The sequence below is a fragment of the Pantoea sp. ICBG 1758 genome (assembly GCF_002928325.1).
GTDB classification, from domain to species: domain Bacteria; phylum Pseudomonadota; class Gammaproteobacteria; order Enterobacterales; family Enterobacteriaceae; genus Pantoea; species Pantoea eucrina.
Genome location: NZ_POWL01000001.1, coordinates 869,290 through 887,340, shown reverse-complemented (window position 1 = coordinate 887,340; position 18,051 = coordinate 869,290). Strand labels below are relative to the sequence as shown.

The 18,051-nt window shown below is 50.0% G+C and carries 19 protein-coding genes; 12 read left to right on the top strand and 7 right to left on the bottom strand.

Features of this window, described 5'->3' with window-relative positions:
- From C1Y41_RS04380 to C1Y41_RS04355, 6 genes are all read right to left on the bottom strand, one after another.
- Entirely contained in the window at positions 1-456 is a 456-nt protein-coding gene (locus C1Y41_RS04380) for a recombination protein NinB (protein WP_233207410.1), read from the bottom strand.
- Entirely contained in the window at positions 456-1,727 is a 1,272-nt protein-coding gene (locus C1Y41_RS04375; RefSeq protein ID WP_104084882.1) for a DNA methyltransferase, read from the bottom strand. Before C1Y41_RS04375 ends, C1Y41_RS04380 begins: the two co-directional genes overlap by 1 nt.
- Before the next feature lie 129 nt (positions 1,728-1,856).
- Positions 1,857-2,546 (bottom strand): replication protein P, encoded by a 690-nt coding sequence (locus C1Y41_RS04370; RefSeq protein WP_104084881.1) that lies wholly within the window; start codon positions 2,544-2,546, stop codon positions 1,857-1,859.
- Positions 2,543-3,577, bottom strand: coding sequence for a replication protein (locus C1Y41_RS04365; RefSeq protein WP_104084880.1), 1,035 nt, complete (start codon positions 3,575-3,577; stop codon positions 2,543-2,545). Before C1Y41_RS04365 ends, C1Y41_RS04370 begins: the two co-directional genes overlap by 4 nt.
- 284 nt (positions 3,578-3,861) lie before the next feature.
- Positions 3,862-4,146 (bottom strand): CII family transcriptional regulator, encoded by a 285-nt coding sequence (locus tag C1Y41_RS04360; RefSeq protein ID WP_104084879.1) that lies wholly within the window; start codon positions 4,144-4,146, stop codon positions 3,862-3,864.
- A 269-nt stretch (positions 4,147-4,415) separates the two neighbouring features.
- Positions 4,416-4,631, bottom strand: coding sequence for a helix-turn-helix domain-containing protein (locus C1Y41_RS04355; RefSeq protein WP_104084878.1), 216 nt, complete (start codon positions 4,629-4,631; stop codon positions 4,416-4,418).
- A gap of 96 nt (positions 4,632-4,727) precedes the next feature.
- On the opposite strand from C1Y41_RS04355, the gene C1Y41_RS04350 reads away from it, so the two are divergent.
- The 12 genes from C1Y41_RS04350 (at position 4,728) to C1Y41_RS04300 (ending at position 17,503) form a co-directional block, all read left to right on the top strand.
- Positions 4,728-5,450, top strand: a complete 723-nt coding sequence (locus C1Y41_RS04350; RefSeq protein WP_104084877.1) for a S24 family peptidase — start codon at positions 4,728-4,730, stop codon at positions 5,448-5,450.
- Between the two features lie 513 nt (positions 5,451-5,963).
- Positions 5,964-6,668 (top strand): hypothetical protein, encoded by a 705-nt coding sequence (locus C1Y41_RS04345; RefSeq protein ID WP_104084876.1) that lies wholly within the window; start codon positions 5,964-5,966, stop codon positions 6,666-6,668.
- A gap of 262 nt (positions 6,669-6,930) precedes the next feature.
- On the top strand, positions 6,931-7,239 hold the full coding sequence (locus tag C1Y41_RS04340; protein ID WP_104084875.1) for a hypothetical protein: 309 nt from the start codon (positions 6,931-6,933) through the stop codon (positions 7,237-7,239).
- Entirely contained in the window at positions 7,239-8,057 is an 819-nt protein-coding gene (locus C1Y41_RS04335) for a PD-(D/E)XK nuclease-like domain-containing protein (RefSeq protein ID WP_104084874.1), read from the top strand. Before C1Y41_RS04340 ends, C1Y41_RS04335 begins: the two co-directional genes overlap by 1 nt.
- On the top strand, positions 8,054-8,914 hold the full coding sequence (locus C1Y41_RS04330) for a RecT family recombinase (RefSeq protein WP_104084873.1): 861 nt from the start codon (positions 8,054-8,056) through the stop codon (positions 8,912-8,914). The genes C1Y41_RS04335 and C1Y41_RS04330 overlap by 4 nt, the downstream gene beginning before the upstream one ends.
- Positions 8,915-9,046: 132 nt before the next feature.
- Complete coding sequence (locus tag C1Y41_RS04325) at positions 9,047-9,952, top strand: LysR family transcriptional regulator (protein WP_104084872.1); 906 nt, start codon at positions 9,047-9,049, stop codon at positions 9,950-9,952.
- A gap of 443 nt (positions 9,953-10,395) precedes the next feature.
- The gene (locus C1Y41_RS04320) at positions 10,396-11,061 is read left to right on the top strand and encodes a hydrolase (protein WP_104084871.1); all 666 of its coding nucleotides are present in this window, start codon (positions 10,396-10,398) and stop codon (positions 11,059-11,061) included.
- Positions 11,062-11,257: 196 nt separating this feature from the next.
- The gene (locus C1Y41_RS04315) at positions 11,258-11,494 is read left to right on the top strand and encodes an excisionase (RefSeq protein ID WP_104084870.1); all 237 of its coding nucleotides are present in this window, start codon (positions 11,258-11,260) and stop codon (positions 11,492-11,494) included.
- Between the two features lie 75 nt (positions 11,495-11,569).
- On the top strand, positions 11,570-11,911 hold the full coding sequence (locus C1Y41_RS04310; protein WP_104084869.1) for a hypothetical protein: 342 nt from the start codon (positions 11,570-11,572) through the stop codon (positions 11,909-11,911).
- Complete coding sequence (locus C1Y41_RS20160) at positions 11,887-12,207, top strand: hypothetical protein (RefSeq protein WP_233207409.1); 321 nt, start codon at positions 11,887-11,889, stop codon at positions 12,205-12,207. Before C1Y41_RS04310 ends, C1Y41_RS20160 begins: the two co-directional genes overlap by 25 nt.
- 15 nt (positions 12,208-12,222) lie before the next feature.
- Positions 12,223-12,498, top strand: coding sequence for a DNA-binding transcriptional regulator (locus C1Y41_RS04305; protein ID WP_104084868.1), 276 nt, complete (start codon positions 12,223-12,225; stop codon positions 12,496-12,498).
- A 169-nt stretch (positions 12,499-12,667) separates the two neighbouring features.
- Complete coding sequence (locus C1Y41_RS04300) at positions 12,668-17,503, top strand: AvrE-family type 3 secretion system effector (RefSeq protein ID WP_104084867.1); 4,836 nt, start codon at positions 12,668-12,670, stop codon at positions 17,501-17,503.
- Here the strand turns inward: C1Y41_RS04300 and C1Y41_RS04295 are convergent.
- Positions 17,500-17,976 carry a lytic transglycosylase domain-containing protein gene (locus C1Y41_RS04295; protein ID WP_233207408.1) on the bottom strand — a complete coding sequence of 159 codons (477 nt, stop codon included), beginning with the start codon at positions 17,974-17,976 and terminating at the stop codon, positions 17,500-17,502. The two genes, C1Y41_RS04300 and C1Y41_RS04295, sit on opposite strands and share 4 nt — an antisense overlap.
- Between the last annotated feature and the right edge of the window lie 75 nt (positions 17,977-18,051).

Genomic DNA, 18,051 nt, shown 5'->3' with positions numbered 1-18,051 from the left:
TCATTCCTCTTGTTGGCGTTTCAGAGCGAAGTATTCAGAGTTAACGGGGACGCGAACAAAACAGCCAATATCGAGACACCACGCCTGAACCTTCGTCATGAACTGGAACATTTCACCGACCCTGAGCTTAGAGGTATGGCGTAAGGTTTCCCTCACAATCTGAGCGCCTGTCGTGACATCGGTGTAAGTGGTCTCCTCGAAGCCGAGGAAGGTATATTTCATCGCGTCTTTGCACCAGGCGGGTGTGCAAAACGAGCGACCATGAAGGATCAGATACCGGCTCAGTTCACCCATCCAGGCATGGAACATGGCGTTCTGTGAGAGGGTGCGTTTTTCGGACCACGGTTCAAGCCGAAGCCTGAATGAACGACCCGCTCGAAGTTCCGTTTCGAGCGCGCGTTTAATATCGACAAAATTGAGCTGATTTATCCGAATCCCTTCAGCTGGGATTAACATCACTCCTCCTGTTTCTGGTCTCGCTTAAATTCAATGCGCTGACGCGCGATTGAGAGATAATCCGCCTCTTTTTCAATGCCAATAAAATCGAATCCATGAATGGCCGCCGCTTTACCGGTCGACCCGCTGCCCATATAGGGATCGAGAATGGTTCCGCCGGGTGGTGTCACCAGCAAACAAAGCCAGCCCATCAGGCTCGTGGGTTTTACCGTGGGATGATTATTTTTAGATCGTGAATTAGAAACGATTGAAACGCCCTCTTCCCGATCGAGTTTGCCGGTTTTGGCACAATAGAAATAGCGGGCCACGCTGCCTGAATCGTTATATTCACGGCTCAGGTGGTTATCCATGAGGAATTTTGTTCCTTTGACGGTCGTCTGACGGCTCGCCTCGCTCCGGTTCCCTGTGGATGAGGAATGAGGGAAAAGTTTTGTGACCTCAACACTGCCATCATGACAGAAGTTTGCAGGCCAGCGGCCATCGACAAGCGATCCTGTGCCTTCCTCAGGCATTCCTGAAACCGACATCTGTAAACTGTTCCCTCCTGGTTTGTTATGAGAAGGTGGGTTGTAGCGCGTTTCATTTCCAATACGACAGGCATCGATATTTATTGCACCCGTTCCATGCGCGAGAACATTCGCAGCAACCGGCCCGGAAAAAGGTTTACGGGCCATACAAATCGGCTCATGGGCAGGTTTAAGCGCCGTTCCCCAACCATCCCACTCTTTAGCGTGTTCTGAAGTGGGGACCGTCAAATCAAAGTCACTTTTATAACCGGCGCTGTCAGGATTCCCTGACGTGAACTCACCCGTTCCGCCCGCGATGCCGTTTGAGCTATGGCCGATAACGGTCGGTTCAACGCCTTCAGATTTATCGATTGCCTTGCTGATATTGTGAGATTTAGGGAACCCTGACCCGTAAACCCACATAATTTGATCCCTGATTTCAAACCCGGCCATGCGAATCGCTGTCGTCCCTAAATCATAGGTTCGTGCGCCAAAGAAGGAGAGAAGATGACCACCCGGTTTGAGGACGCGAAGACATTCACGCCAGACTGACGGTCCTGGCACAAAACTATCCCAGCTCTTCCCCATGAACCCATTCCCTCGATGTTCGTAATCATCGCCGTTAAGCCAGCGCGTTAAGACTTCGGTCATATCGGGAGGTTTGCTTAAGCCATACGGTGGATCGGTAATGATACTGTCAACAGAGTTTTCAGGCAGGGTTTTAAGCACATCCAAACAGTCACCATGATGCAGATCCAATTTCATAACAGTCTCTTTTACTTCAGGGGAGAAAGTTCACAAATCAAATCTTGGAGAGAATGCCATTCTGGCCAGCATAGCATGGCCAAATTCATCATAGAAACGGTCTGAAATAAGGGCGCGAACGCCCTTTATTTAATGACTGGCTTTCAGCATCGCTTTCATTTTGGCGATATGGCGGCGCGCCACTTCAGGTGATGACGTAATGGTTTTCTGTTCGACTTGTGGGATGGGTGACGGAACAGAAAAACCAGAGGAAAGTTTCGCGGCAAGTTTTTTTATTTCCTGATCACAGACTTTCAGCGCTTCTGAAACGGTTAAGGAAAGGCTCGTCATTTTTGCACTGACAGCCGTCACTAACCAGTATTGCGCGTTATCTTGCCAGGGATAATCTTCAGCAGAACGAAACTGAAAACGGGTTGCCCTGAAACGCATCACGAGATCGTATAGATCGGATGCATCCGGCAAACCGAACTTATTTATTTCCCCTGCTTTGCACCACGATATAAATTCACCAGGCGAAGGAAGAAAAGGCTTATCATGTTGGCGCGCCCTTCTCATTCCGGCTTCTATCTGGTCTGAATGATAAATCTCATTTTCAGCAATGGCTTTTATCCATTGGCGTCGCAGCTCGTTTAATTGCTGCTGATCCTGAATCTGATTCATCATGGCCGGAAAAGTGGCGCGGAGTTGCTTGAATAACACGTTGAAGGTTTCAATCGCTTCTTTCGGTAATATATCCGAACGCTTTTCGTTGTGTGACTGTGCCAGCAAAGAAAGCTGGCGAGTGTCCTGATTTTTTATTGCCTGGGCAAATTGTTTCATAATTCAAGTCCCTCAGCCCAGTCGGTGTTATCAAAATCGAGTTGATTCTGATGTTTCCCGACATTGACTTTTCGGTTCTTCAACTGGGACTGCAAATAAAGACTGTCCCAGTGGTCACGAAGTTTTGTAGGACTTAACACAATTTCTTGCCAAAATCTATCAGAATTGGCCCATTTGAAAACTGTGGCTATCTGCTGGTGATCGCAAGATTCATTCTCGCGAAGTAACCGAATTTGATTCGCCCAACCCGACCAGCTGATTTTTTTGAGCTTGATGCCCAGCCCTTCCACCAGCGAACACATCCATTCAGCGAGGGTAAGATCATCGGCGGTTCCCCAGTGTAGGCCAGAAGGCGATTCAATAGCAGCGTCGGGACGCATGGTAGATCGGGATCCTCGTGAGGATCCAGTTTTTTTCGGTTTCGCCGACATGATCTTTTTAAGATCAGTATTGTTATCAGTATTGTTCTGTGTACCGAGGGGTGTACCGTCAGGTGTACCGGGGGGTGTACCGCCTACCACCTTCAAACCCGCGCCAGCACTGGGATTAGGTGTACCGTGGGGTGTACCGTCAGGTGTACCGAGGGGTGTACCGCGTGATCTGCTTTCAAATTGCGGGTCTACCTCCTGATAATCGCAATAATTTGTGATGAAGATCGTCAGCGCGATCGGGGTGTTCGACATGATGATCATGTTGTGGCGTTCAAAGAACTTCAGGATCCGCAAGACGTGACGTTTTGAGATCGGCGAACCTTCATGGTCATGAATGCGGCTGGCGAGAAGAGTAGATGTCGTGACCAGCTCGCCGGGTTTCAGCTGCCAGTCGCGATTTAAAAACTCAACCGAACGCGGACGAAATGAGGCTTCAGAAAGAAGCCGGATCCAGACGGCGAGTTTAATCGGATCCTTCGCCCAGTCTGCCAGGAGAAGACTTCGAAACAGTGAAAAATGCCCCTGTTTCTGGTTATGCACTTTGTTACCCCTGACCTGATTGTCTTGGGTGAAATCATGCAGCGTGAGACGCGGTTTCACAGACGAACCTCCTTGCGGGAGGCATGGCTAATAACCTTAATAAATGTAATGTTTTTTAGTGCGCGTTTTATTTCGTTTTCGGTGTTATAATGACACCGACACGTTCTGGAATTCATAGATTCACCTCTGAAATTGGTCAGCAAAAGGATCTCCGCCCCACGGAGATCCTTTTTTTATTGTGATTCAGATAGGGTGTTGTGAATGAACAAAGGAAGCGAATTTGGTCGCGTTGCCTTGTTTGAACTTGACGATTCGTGAATAATGTGGGGGCTTAACTTGCTGTGCTATTCCTTCTCAATGCGTTCATTTCCCTCAGGATTTGAACGCATTTCTCTTATCAGGATCTGAGCGACCTCTTTCGCCAGCCTCCGCAAATCCTCATCGTCAACATCATGGCCGATATAGGCCAAAAATCGCGCAAATTTAGGAATGTGAGTTTTTTTCCAGCGAGAAATTTGTGATCGATCAATCCCTATCGCATTCGCGATCTTCTCTGTTCCATGCAGGTTAATCGCGTTTAACAGGGTCGACTCAATCTTTAAAGCCGTGTGAATCTGTGTAGCTCGCATTAGATAAACTCCTGAGTGTTGTCATTGGTATGGGTGCGAACGCTTCTGAGCACTCCGCGAAGGTAGCCGTGACTTAAAGACTGGTCACATTATCTTCAACGATACAGCCTCAGATGTATTTAAAACTTGCCGATACCGATTAACACGATAGACAAGGCTTTAAAGCGTTCACTTTGCTGTTGCGCTATGATGCGCCGCATCAAGCGCGATTACGAAAGTAATCGTCATTTTAAATGCGCAGATTGTTAAAGAGCGTTGAACGATTCCGATCAGGTTCGTGGGAAAAGTTCGGGTAAATCGGGGCGAATCTGGTGTGGTTTGAATTGTCCATCGGTTGCCCGTGCCACCTTGATCACATACTGGGGGGACACATGGTTAACACCGTGAAGCCATTTCCACACCGCCCCTTGTGTGACGCCGCAGGCATCGGCCAGTTTCTTCTGGCTTCCGCTTTGCTCGATGGCGAAACGGATGATTTCATTCACGGGATTTAATTACCTCAGTATTTAAAAGAAAGCAAATCATAACTCTCCAGGTAGTCAATTTTCAACACCTGGACACTACGAGGTTCAAAGATTGAGATGTCACTTGCTGAGCGCCTGAAAGCGATGTTGATTGAACGAGGATATTCACAAGGTGAACTGGCGAGACGGGTTGGCGTCACGCAAGGCACGATTTACAAACTGGCTTCAGGACATGCCAAATCAAGTAAACGCATTGTTGAGATTGCGCAGTCACTCGGTGTGCGCGCGGAGTGGTTGTTGACGGGTAATGGTCCGCAGTATATTACGGAACCCGGCGAGGATAATCCCCTTTCAGGTCAGGAAGAATTGACCGCCGATCCTGAAGGCCTTCAGATTATCGACTTCGCCCTTCCTTATCGCGATGGCGAGATTGCAGTTCCTTTACTCCCTGATATAGATAGTGCTTTTGCTAACTCGCCGTTTCCTTTCACTGAATATAACGGTCCCGTAATGCGAATAGAAAAGGACGTATTGACTGATTTTGGTGTGAATGTAACTGCCGCGAACTTTGTGGCTTTTTTCGTGACCGGCGACAACATGGATCCGGTTATGCCAGAGGGAACGCAGATTCTTGTCGACATGAACGATAAACGGATTGTCGATGGCAAAATGTATGCGCTGGATCAAAGCAGCTGGCGAAAAGTCCGGTTATTATACCGCTCCGGCCCCTCAGAACTTACGCTGAAAAGCTACAATTCCCAGTCTTTCCCGGACGAGAAGATCCCAATGGGAGAGGTCGATATTCTTGGCCGCATCGTTTACCTTCAGCGCAACGTTTAATTACCTTTCAATCACTTATTCCTGATTCGTTTCCATCGGAATAAGTGACTACCTACGGATTAAAAGTACATACTTTGCGACACAAGTCACATTCTGACATCCCTTCTTAAAACCTAAGTAGTTGACCGTTCAAATCTCATGGTATTTAATGGCGCTGTTGAACGGCGCAACTCAATGACGTCGGTCGCCCGGCGGATTCAGGAAGAATGGCAATGGTGCGAACGTCAGGTGTTCATTCCGAACGTTCTCGCTCAGAAAATTCCGAATGAATACTTAGGTTTGTTGGCAAACACAAATCACACAGATTGCGAGTCTTTTTTGTCTCAGCCGTGGTTGTTTAAGTCCATATTCGGGGATCCAGACGGCTTTGGTTTGTGTTTATCTCTTTCGTTAGTGCTGCTAATGCCTTTTGGATCTTAAGTGAAATTTTAATTCGTCCTCTGAAATTTCTGGCCGAGTTATCGTTTGAACGTTTCGTTATAACGTGCATCAACTTAAGACAAAGGAGTTATAATGGCTGCATTAAATACCCTGCCCAACAAACTCTGGAGACCCCTCGGAGAGGTCAAGGCGTTTGTTGAAAAAATGAGTAATGGTGTTCGTCTTCCTCAGATGAGCCAGAAAATAAAAAGCTTCGCCTCGCTCAGCCGCAAAGATAAGGACATTCTGATCCGTTATCTCGATGAACGCGATTGCATCAACGTGATCCAGGCAAGACCTCTCAAAGGTGGGAACCTCTGCACATTCTTTTTTCATCAGAAATATCCCCTGCCCTCGACCATACCCGGATATGACTGGAACGGCATCAAGCCGAAACGCATGATGCCGGTTGAAGATATTCCGAAACACCTTCTTCCCGATGTGGATGAGTCGCCCGAGCCGGATGAGGTAGACGAGCCAGAACCCGTGCCTGAAATAAAATTGGCCGAACCTGTTGCTTCTGTCGATGAACCTGAAACCGATGACGATACACGCGGCAATCAAGCCGAAGATCTACGCAAGCGCGCGCTACAAATGCTGATGGAAGCCGATAAAGCCGATTCGGACAGGACATCAAATCTTATTACCAATGAACTGAAACCTAAAATCGATGATTTTATTGCCCGGTTAAATGTCGCTAATGATGCTGTACAAAGCACACTCGACACCCTTTATGACCAGATGGGTGAAGTCGATAAAATATCGATGGAATTTAAAAAGTTTTGTTCATCACTCTGAATCCTGATTAGGCCCATCTCGGGCCTTTTCTTTTACTGGAGGAACCATGTTCACCCTTACTCAGATCCAGACCCTTTCCCTTCCCCTTCGTCATTATCTTTCCCGCAAAATTCACAATCTGATCGCCTTTTTAAAAGAGAAAGGCGATCCGAGTGTTTATTAATTATGAAGGCCTTATGAAAACCGATTCTGCTTCTCAAAATCTCGCTGAGTTCGAGTTTATTTCAGCCATGCTCGACTGGCTTCAATCAGAGGGTATTACATGCGACTCTCCCTCCATGACAACCGACGCATCAACGACATTATCACCCATTTATCCGATGAGGACCGGGAACACATCCGACACGAGGTCGAACGCCTCCATACGTTAAAAAAACCGAATCCGTTACTCGATGCCGTCGCGGATTACTACCCTAACGAGTTCACCAAAATCGCCGATGAATGGCTGTCCTTCTCCGATGTGGATTATCAGGTAAAGATGTCTGAGCATTTCTGGGATGCCTTAGAGGCGCGCGTGACCCGCGAGTTTGCCATTCAGCGTTATCTCAATGGCGAAAGCTGGGAGGGATAATGGATCCCGGCGTTTATTTTTCCCTCTCTAATGCGGACTATCATCACGGCGACGGCATCAGCAAATCCCAGCTCGATGACATCGCGATCAGCATGGCGGTTTATCAGTGGCGCAAATCCGCCCCGGAAGATGAACTGAAGAAAGAACCCCTGACCTTTGGCACTGCCCTTCATTGCCTTCTCCTTGAGCCGGATGAATTCGACAGTCGCTTTATCGTGTCTCCTGAATTCAACCGGCGCACCAATATCGGAAAGGATGAGGAACGCGCCTTTCTCGGGCGCGCCGCTGCCCTTAAGAAAACCGTGCTTTCCGCCGAGGTATGGCGAAAGCTCGGGCTAATGCGTGATTCGACACTTGCACACCCTTCCGCGCGCTGGCTTCTCGAACAGGCCGGACATGCTGAAGCCTCGATTTACTGGCGCGACAGGGAAACGGATGTGTTATGTCGGATCAGGCCTGATAAGTTCCTGTCCTCGATGCCGGTCATCATCGATGTGAAAAAAGTCGCGGAGATGGCGCGTTTTCCGCGTCACATCGCCGAATTCCGCTATCACGTTCAGGATGCTTTTTATCGTGAAGGGTTTCGTGAGCACTTTGGCGAAACCCCGATGTTCGTGTTCATTGTCGTCAGCGAGTCGATCGAGTGTGGACGCTATCCTGTGCGCGTCTTTTCCCTGACGCCTTATGATGTCGAGGTGGGGACACATCTCTTTCGGGCGAACCTTCGCACCTATGCCGATGCCATTGCCAGACAGGATTTCGGCGGCATTGAAGAAATCACCCGTCCCGACTGGGATAAAAAGAAGGATTTTTTATGAGCAACCTCATTCAACACGATCCCTCAAATACCCGTTCGGCCATCTTTAACCCCACCAGTCTTGAAAAGCTTCAGGCGTTTGCCGAACAGATGGCGCTGAGCCGTGTCACCATTCCCGCGCACCTGAGCGGAAAGCCTGCCGATTGTCTGGCTGTTGCCCTCCAGGCGGTGCAATGGAACATGAATCCCTATTCCGTCGCGCAGAAAACCAGCGTGGTGAACGGCAACCTCTGTTATGAATCGCAGCTGGTGAACGCGATTGTCACCAGCTCGCGCGCGGTGAGTTCCCGCTTTGAATATGAGTATGGTGGACCGTGGGAAAAACATCGCCCTGGCGATCGCACCCCTGCCGCTGAGAAAGGCTTGTTCGTGCGCGTCGGCGCAATCCTTGCCGGTGATACCGAACGGACATGGGGCGAGCCGCTTTACCTTGAGTTTGTGAAGGTAAGGAACTCCCCATTATGGGTCACGGCGACAAAGCAGCAGCTCGGTTATCTCGCCGTGAAATACTGGGCGCGGCTCTATACGCCCGATGTGATTCTGGGCGTATACACGCCGGATGAAATGGGTCAGCCGGTTGAACGGGATGTGACGCCGCCCGCTGCTGCGCCACAAAATGCGCTCGATCTCAATCAGATCATCAACCGATCAGCAGAGGCGCAGCCCGACCCCACCGAGAAAGAAACCCGCACGCCTGCCGAGCTGGTGGAGTCGTTCACCTATGCCGCCCAGAAGGCGAAGACTGTAGAGGAGCTGAACCAGTTCTATCACTACTGCACCGCGCATATCGGGGAAGATTCCGTTCTCTCAGCGGTCGCGACTGAGGTTTATGAGACGCGCCACGCTGAACTTCAGTGAGACACCGACACTTCATTTTTTTAATCCTTTTGTGCGCTAATGCGTAAATCCGCCTGGATCGTGAATTTTTTTAGCGTTGCTTTAGGGAACATGCTCTTGATTTATCGAATAGAGCTATTCAGAGGGAAGTTAATGAATAAGTTACTTAACCGGTTTTCCTGGGATGATCTGAAAATCATTCAGGCGATTGGCGAGTACGGAAACCTGTCGCGGGCTTCGGCTTTTCTTGACATCAATAATTCGACGTTGTTTCGTCGTCTCGGTGCGCTGGAAGAGTTGCTGGGTCTCACCTTGTTTCTTCGTCACCGAACACAATATGTCCCGACTTCAGCGGGCGCGGAACTGATCGCCCTGGCGATGAAGACGCGCGAAGAACTGAAATGCACGCTGAGCAATGTAACCGAAGAGGTCCGGGGTTTTATTGGTGAAATCCGCATAGCCACGAATGACGCCCTGCTTCACGACTATCTCACGCCGCTCATCGCCAGCTTTTCTATCCAGAATCCGCTGATCAGTTTCTTTGTCTCGATAGGAAATGAAGATGTGAACCTTGAGACGGGTGGCGCAGATATAGCGTTCAGGGCAACGAACACCATTCCAGAAACATTATCAGGCCGGAAAGTCGGGATCGCGCGCTGGGCGATTTATGGCAACAAAGCCGAATGGGAAGGCGTAAGCGTCAACATTGAGCAGCTGAAGAATCATCGCTGGCTCGGGTTTACGCCTTCTCTTTCTTGTCTGCGTGCGCATAAGTGGGTGGAGAGCAACGTAGATAAAGACAATATCGTTTACCGAGGAGATTCGGTGTTATCACTGGCAAGCGCCATTCATAACAGGATGGGGATCGGCTTGCTGCCGGTCATGCACTCGCGCCACTATGATGATCTTGTTCGCCTGAGTCCGGTCTTTACCGATATTGAAGAGGAGCTGTGGTTTCTTGCGCATCCTCAGGTCAGGAAATCGGCAAAAATTCGCGAGTTCATTAATCATTGCGCGCAATATATCCAGGAACATGAGGCGGAAATATTCGCTGAATAATCGCTTAGATTGATCCGCTTTTTTGTGAAGGTGATCGTAATGTAGTTATCAGAGGGGCGGATAACCTGACCGCTTTCAATTTGGTTCCTCGCCTTGCTGAGTTGAAAGTGAATCCTCCTGTAGTGTGGCTCCCCTCTAATCCAGTAAGACTGGAATAATAATAATCGAAGTGTCGTGTAGTTCAATCCATTGCCTGAACGGAAACGTTCGGGCTTTTTTTTGTCTTTTTTTCGTTGGTTGTCATATTTCTGTCATATAACGACGCATTGAACCGGTTTATTAAAGTGAGCGGATCAGATTTTATTTTTTCAATTCCCTTTTTGCAAAACTGAAAAAACAAAGATGAGTTGAGTGGGTTATAGTTTTTTCCGTCGACAGGAAAGCCTCAGTTAAAGATTTTCCTAAGACCTTTTAATAACTAAACTCAATTTTAAGGATGTCACATGACTGATATTAAAGCTGTAGCCGTTGAACCTAAAAACCTGCTGAATCCTCATAACCATGCGCTGATTCTGCTGGACCATCAGTCTCAGATGGCGTTCAACGTCAAGTCAATCGACATCGGTTCTCTGCGTTCTAACGCAGCGATTCTGGCTGAAACCGGCAAAGCCTTCGGCGTGCCAACCATCGTTTCAACCATCAGCCGCAGCGACTTCGCCGGTCCGGTCTTCCCGGAAATCACGAAGGTGTTTCCGAACACCAAAGAGTATATCAACCGCACCACCTCGGACGCGATTGAAGATCAGAACTTTGTTAATGCCATCAATGCGACCGGCAAAAAACGTATCGTTATCGCTGGCCTGTGGACCTCAGTTTGCCTGAACGGTCCGGTTCAGGGGCTGCTGGAACAGGGCTTTGAAGTGTATGTTGTGGCTGATGCCTCAGGTGACATGTCTCATGAAGCGCATGTTATGGCGATGCACCGTATGATCCAGTCTGGCGCAGTGCCGATCACCTCAACCGCCTACCTGCTGGAACTTCAGCGTGACTGGGAACGCAAAGAGACCTATCCGGCCACAATGGAAATCTCTCAGGCCCATGCAGGCGCGTTCGGTATCGGCATTCAATATGCCTATGATATGGTTCACGGTAATCGCGGCATTGAATAACCGCGACACCCTCAAATCGGTTTAAAGGTTTCCCCACCAGGGAAAAATAAAACCTGACAATCTGTTGTGCCTCTATCCTCGTTGTGTTCGTCAGGTTTTCCCCCGCTCAGGCGGGGTTTTTCATGTCTGAAATTCATCATCCCCTTTTCTTTTCGCTGGTCGCTTATGACCGGCGCTTTTTTTCGTGGGAGCAATCATGTCTTTTATTACCTTGCGAGAATGGAACAGCCGCCAGCTACTGCCCCGATCAATGGAACAGGTCCGGCGATGGGTCAGAGAAGGCAAGCTTTACCCCGCCCCTTTTCTTGATGGCCGCACATACCTCATTCAGGAAAACGCGGTTCGCATCGATCCGATGCAACCCAAACAATTCACGGCAAACCATCCTAAGCTCGTCCTCGCAGAACGCATCAGGAAGCAAAACAAAAAATAACTTCGCTCAGTCTGATAAATTTCATTTTGTCGTAATGTCATTATCCTCATTCATGGTTAATGCAGGAGTGATGAAGTGGAAGAAGGGTTTTATAAAGTCACATTCGTTCATGCTAATGGCGCGTCAGCTTCTGTGATCGTTAAAGAGGCGCATATTCTGGGCCGGGGTTTATCCATTTCCGTTTATGGATCCTTCTATGGGGCATCCCTGATCCTGAATGTCGCACGCAATAACACCACCAATATTTCCCCCATTCTTGACGATTATCAGGCCTACAGTTTTTCAGGTGGCCTTGAAAAAACAGCCGAAGGTTATGCGTTTGAACTGGACGATCATACTGATATTCCGGTTTACATTACATTTACAAAAACCGCAGATCTCACAGGTGACGAATGTTTGACGGAATTTATCGATTAGTTGTTTCTCACCCCGCCGGTGTTGCCGAGCACTTTCGCGCTGCCGTTCTTGAAGGTGAACTTACCGCATGGAATGCGAATTTTTCATTGTCAGGGTCAGTAAATTATTACAACGCAGAAATTTACCTCCGCACCCTCAACAACGGCTCCTTAAAGGCCTCGGTGATTGGGTCGCGAGGTCATTATTCCTTTCAGGGATTTACGACGATTCACAGTGACGGATTTATCGTCATTGAACCGGATAGTCTTCTGTTGGTTATCGTAGGAATACGAGAAGATAATTATTTACATATATAGCTGGAGTTGGTTGCTATGCAGAAAGTTAACTATTATGCCTGTCAGACGCCCACACGTTTTAGAGAAAGCGAGCGCTGTTCAGTCACCCGCCTTTTAACCCGCCCTGACATCGCCAGGATAAAACAGGTTCTCAACGTCAATTCAGAACAGCTGGCCGATATTTTCGGGGTAAGCCCCTCGCTTGCGAGCGGGTGGGTAAATTGTACTCGCAAACCGATCGGGCCTGCGCGTAAACTGTTGTTGCTGGTGGAACAAAACCCTCAGATTGCAGAACTATTAAAAGCGCTTTAAAGCTTCCCTCGCTCCGCAGGCGTCCTCGCAACGCCTGCTTTTTTTTGAACAAAATTCAGGCTTCTTTTGCATTTAATCACATTGTTGAAGAAATCATTTGCATATAATGGAACAAATTCAACAAATTCTTTACCTACCTTAGGAGATCTCTCAAACCTGAGGTTGAATAATGCATCTGCGAAGCCTGAAGCCCCAGATATTTTCCCGTAAAGTTGAGAAGCCGATCCCCCCAGCTGTTAATGAAAAAAAGAGTTCGCCCTCTTCCCTCTCACCTTCTAACCCGGTCGCCTCAACCGGCGCGCTGAAATGTAAAATCCAGCTTAACCGAAAAGGGAAAGCTGACGTTGAGGTTCTTGAAGGCGGTCCCATCCTTGAGCCACTTCTCAAACAAACCGTTGCGAACGATCGCATGACGTATCAGGCCTGCGACGCCACGCCCGATCGCGAGCGCCATGTTCTGCTGGATAAGCAGGGACGGCTGCTGTCTCTCGCGCGCACACCTGAAGGGTTTATTGGTGTCACACACAGCCAGCAGCCGGACGCCTGGAAATCGGTTGAAAAAAAGGGGCTGTTTCATCGTTCAAAATCCCTTCCTCCGCCTGCCTTATCAGTGAATAACGCGTTCGTTTCAGTCGCCGGAAAAAAAATTCCTCTCCCCGGAAAAGCATTGAACGAAACCTTGACCGAAACCACCTCTGATCCCTCTGGCCGCTACCGGCTGCATATGAAACACCTCTTTCGCTTCAACGACACCACCGCCAGCTGGGAGCCACACGGCAACCAGAGCGAGAAGAAATCGCTTCTCTCTGTCCAGGCGGACGGGAATGTCTGGGCGGTCACGGCTGATAAAAAAATCTCGCCGGTCGCCCCGCTCAAGGGCGGCTTTGAAACCCTGAACGATCAGATCCGTGCCATCGGTTCGACGACGAGCACCAGCGAGAACCGTCAGCCGGTGATCGAACTCGACAGCAAGGTTGAACATTTCTCTGTAAGCCGTGAAGGTCACGCCATCGTTCAGACCGCCAATGATGACGATAAAATTCAGCGCATCCGATGGATCGAGAATATTCGCGAACCCCAGTCAATGGTGGAACTCTATTTGCCCGAGGGAATGAGTTGCCGTAAGACGGCCATCTTTGACAAAACGGTGTTTGCGCTCGATTACCGTGGCGCGCTGCAATGCGCCCCGTTGCCCAGTAAGCATGACCGGGTATTGCATTTCGATTCGGGGGCGATGAACGTCCGCACCCAGAAAATCAATGAGGCGATAAAAAAGATTGTGGGTCCGGGATTTAAGTTTGAAGAGATTGGCAACGTAGAGGATGACCGGCTTCATGTGGTGGTCAAGGACAGCCAGGAAAGGAAGCACTTTATCGCGGTAAAACTTGATCGGGAGAAGGTTGAGGTCGACAGCAGCTGGAACATCACGGACGCGATGATCCTCGATCACCAGAAAGGCCTGACGCCCTTTCAGCCTCAGGAAAAAGACGTTATCGATCTGGACCGGATGGGAAAAGTCACAGTCTATGATAATCGCCCCTATTTTTTGAATGAACGTTCCGGCCAGTGGGAACTGACGAACGAAGATCGTTCAGACCGGCTCAAACTGTCACGCCTGCGCGCGGGTCTTGATGGCCAGCCGTGGATGATAAGCGTTAATTCTGAGGTTAAAAAACTTAAGGTCCGGGAAGCAACCACCAAACTCACCCATTCAAACGCTGTGTTTATGCTCCCTCAGGTCAAGAAATCGGTGAGTATCGATCAGGCGATCTCAGGGATGGAGGAAAACCATTTTCTGAGCGATGTGGCCGCAGCCGATCCGGGAAACGTCATTACGCTCAATCACTATGGCCAGCTCCATTTTCACACAGGAGGTTCTAACCGCATCATCAGCCGTGAACAGCTGGCGGAAATGGCCGACCGGCCCGATTTAAAAGTGTCTGAAATCGCGATGACAAATACCCGCGATCTGGTGATGCTTTCCAGCCGGGGTGAGCTGATGACCATTAATGAACGCCAGTGGTCAGGCGGGAAAATCCATCCGATGCTGACCATCAAGCCGCCGCTCAATTCCGCTGGCGTCCCGACCCGGTTTATCGCGCTTCATACCATTGGACCAGGCATCATTGCGTGTGAAGATCCTCAGCGCGAACTGTGGACGCGTGACGGCGGGGTTTGGGTGAAGACAGCGCCGCGCCAGACTCAGCCCGACAGGATGACCGATCAGCTCGATGCCCTCAAAGAACACGATCATGTCACCCAGTTCGCAAAGGGAAATCTTCGTTTTAAATCCCATGTTCATCTGGGCGGAATGGAAAAACAGCAGAAAGTTAAAACCCCTTTAAGCGCGCGCATAAATGCTTTTGTCTTCCGGCCCACGATGGAATGGCCCCGTCCCCTGAAGAATCTCGGGAACGCGATTCACCATCAGGTATCGGGTCGGGATGGTCTGGCCGATCTCTATAAGGTTCAGCCCGAACTCTCTACGATGATCCGTACTATCCCCGGCCCCGATACGCCGCTTCAGACGCCGGTTAAAACGAAAATTTCCTCGTTGAGTCAGGTCTTCAAAACGCCGGAAGAAGAAAAGCTGTTTCAGGATCTGAATGATTTCGCCGACCTTCTGTCTGCCTCTACCAGCCATTACAGCAAAATTATGGGCAGGCATTATGGGTTTCTTGATGCTGAATTTCGGCCACTGACCAGACCAAAAATAAGACGCAACACCTCATCCCGTTTTAATCCTGCGACGACCCGCGCCACGAACCTCGGGGAAAGCTTCCAGCGTCTGTTGCAATATTACCCGGTCGATCTGGATAACAGCGCCGGAAACCTGCTGGAGAGGATGGTTGAAAAGAAGGTGGTCATCAACGAACAAAAAGATGTCATCCCGATGGGCATGAACCGCGATGCCTTTGACAAAATCGCCCTCGTGAAATCCCGCCTTATCCATGACTGTCTGTGTCTCTATCATCTTCATAAACTCGTGGATGAAATTCAGGAGGGTTTATTACCCAGCGTGAACCGGTCTGAGTTTGTGGAGAAGATGACGGCGCAGGCGGCGTCGTTGCGTTTCAATCTGTGGGACCAGAACCCGGTCAAGGCGTTCACCGATCAAGGCTTTTATAATCATCGCCAGCTGGAAGCGGTCTATGATGCCATTCGACAAACCTCTAAAGCGTTCAGTAAAGAAGATCATGGCGTGAATATCACCTCACGATCCGTTCTTGAGGCGAACACGCAGCACGAACTTCAGCAAAATTTGCTCGACACGCTGAAATCGATGGAGACCGGCGAAAGCATTGCCTTTAGCCGTAACTATGGCGCGAATGCCTCGGTCACCTCTTATTTCAGCTCAGCGGTGTTTATTGGCGCGAATGCGACAGGTCGTCTTGATCGCGGGTTTATGATGAATATCGGACGAACAGAAAATGCCTTCACGGTCTCGTTTGCGCGGTCGTTTGCCGCGTCGGGAACCCTGAGCGTCGCGCTGGTGGATAACCTGTTTTCGGCGTTCGATCCGGCACATCCGGTTTTTCTCGATGCGGGGCATCATTTCCCGATGTCAAAGACCTTACTGTTAGGCGGCGGCGCAACCCTTTCGGGAAGAGACTCGAAAACCTTTCGGGTCACGATGACGGTCGGTGAATCCGAACTCGCCCCGTTTATCGAACAGCTGGTGTCCGGCGAGCTGGATCCCGTTGAGGTGATGAGCCGGGGAAGCCATCACCAGACGGACAAGATCCGCCAGCATGATCTGAACCTGTCATTGTCTGCGCAGGCGAGCGCCTATGTTACCCTTCCGCTCGTCGATAACCGCGTGCCTCATGAAACCTCGATGGTGCGGTTTCGTGCGCAGGCGGGCGCGAGTTTGTCCGTTGCAGGCGGAAGCCGTGAGCGTTCGCGATCGGTAACAGGTGCGGGGCTGGGAATGAGCCGAACCGCAAACCGTGTGACCGGATTCGATCGGGGCGGTGTAGCCGCGCAATTCGACATCCCGACCGGCCCCCGTTTTTTCAGTAATGGCAGCGTGGAAAACGTAACCCTTTATGCCTCTTCGACAGCCGCGTTCACCGCCGCATTTGATAATCGCACGAACCATAAGCTGAGGATTGAACTCACCGACGCCCCTGAGGTGTCTACCACCCAGATTGAGGGGATGATTTCCCGGCTTGAGCGTTACTTTACTGACAATGATTCCCAGATGATGATGGCGAGGCTTAAGCGTAAACGTCCGAATACGCCGGTTGTTTCACCCAAAGATAAACTCGCCGAACTCAACACGCATTTTGCGCAATGGTTTCCCTCTCACGATCCCAACACGCCGTCCCGGTTTGGCGAGCTGCGCGGGCATGGTCATAAAGCCGCCCTGCTGGCCCTTCAGTCGCTGGTTCGGTCTCAGGAGGCATTCGAAAAAAAAGCCCAGCTCATTTCGCGGGCGGAATTTCAGACGACTTATCAGAATCTGGCGCGTCTCGATCACAACAGTTTCAGTCACTATGTCGGGAATATGACCGGTTTCGGCGGCTCACTCAGTAATGCCGACCGGCTTAAGGGAATGATGGAAGACGATCACCAACTTGCGGGTTTTATCGATAAGCTCAGAGAGAACCCGCACGCGATCGCAATGGTCAATCTCGAATTCAATCCAGCCACCCGTGAACGCATCGAGCGGGAATGGGCGCAAGAGAAGCTGACGCAGGAACAGATCGGCGAGCTGCTGAAGGACCGCCGGAATATCCGACTAAAGTCGGTGGTCTTTACTCAGACAATGCGAAAATCGGATGGATTCGCCTCACCGAATTTTATTCTGGGCGGCTCTAATGGCGCGTCGGTTTCGATGACAGAACATTTAGGGACCATTCATTTCAGCTATCTCGATGACAATGAAATGACCCCGGCAAGCTATGTGCTTAAAGGTCGTGTTGCGTTGCGTGAGAACGCGATTACCGCCGCGATGGATTCCGCGCGCGAAGCCGGGTTTGTGCTGCGCGCCATGAACTAACCAAAGGGATCAGGGGGAACACCTGCTTCACGGGCGAGTTCCCGATAGATCTGCCGCACTGAGGCGGCATAGTTGGCGCGAACCTGCTTCAGTTTCAAGGCGGGTCCGGTGTTGTACATGCCCACGGAATCCCATGACCGGCCATACCGCTCGAAGAACCCATTCAGGATCCACGCCCCCGCCGCCACACACACATCAGGTTCAGTGAGTAACCGATTGCGCGTGATGTTGAATTGCCTGAGCCTGCGAAAATGGCTTGAGTTAATTCCCATCATACAGACATCTTCTGTCCGATCGCTGTTGGCATGGTTCACAGCATGGTTATAAAGATGGGATTCCTTTCGGGCAATGGCCTTAAGCAGCAGCGGCTTGATGTGAAACTTTTCCCCGACCCGCTGAAAGCTGTCGGCGTGCGCCATCGGTGTCAGCAGAAAAAGAAGGGCGAAGAGTTGCCCTGAAAAATTCACTTGCACGTTTCATTATCCTCCTATTGTGATGAGATTTAAGTGAAGAAAGCGCGCTTTAGGTTCCAGCGGTGCGGATCTTTG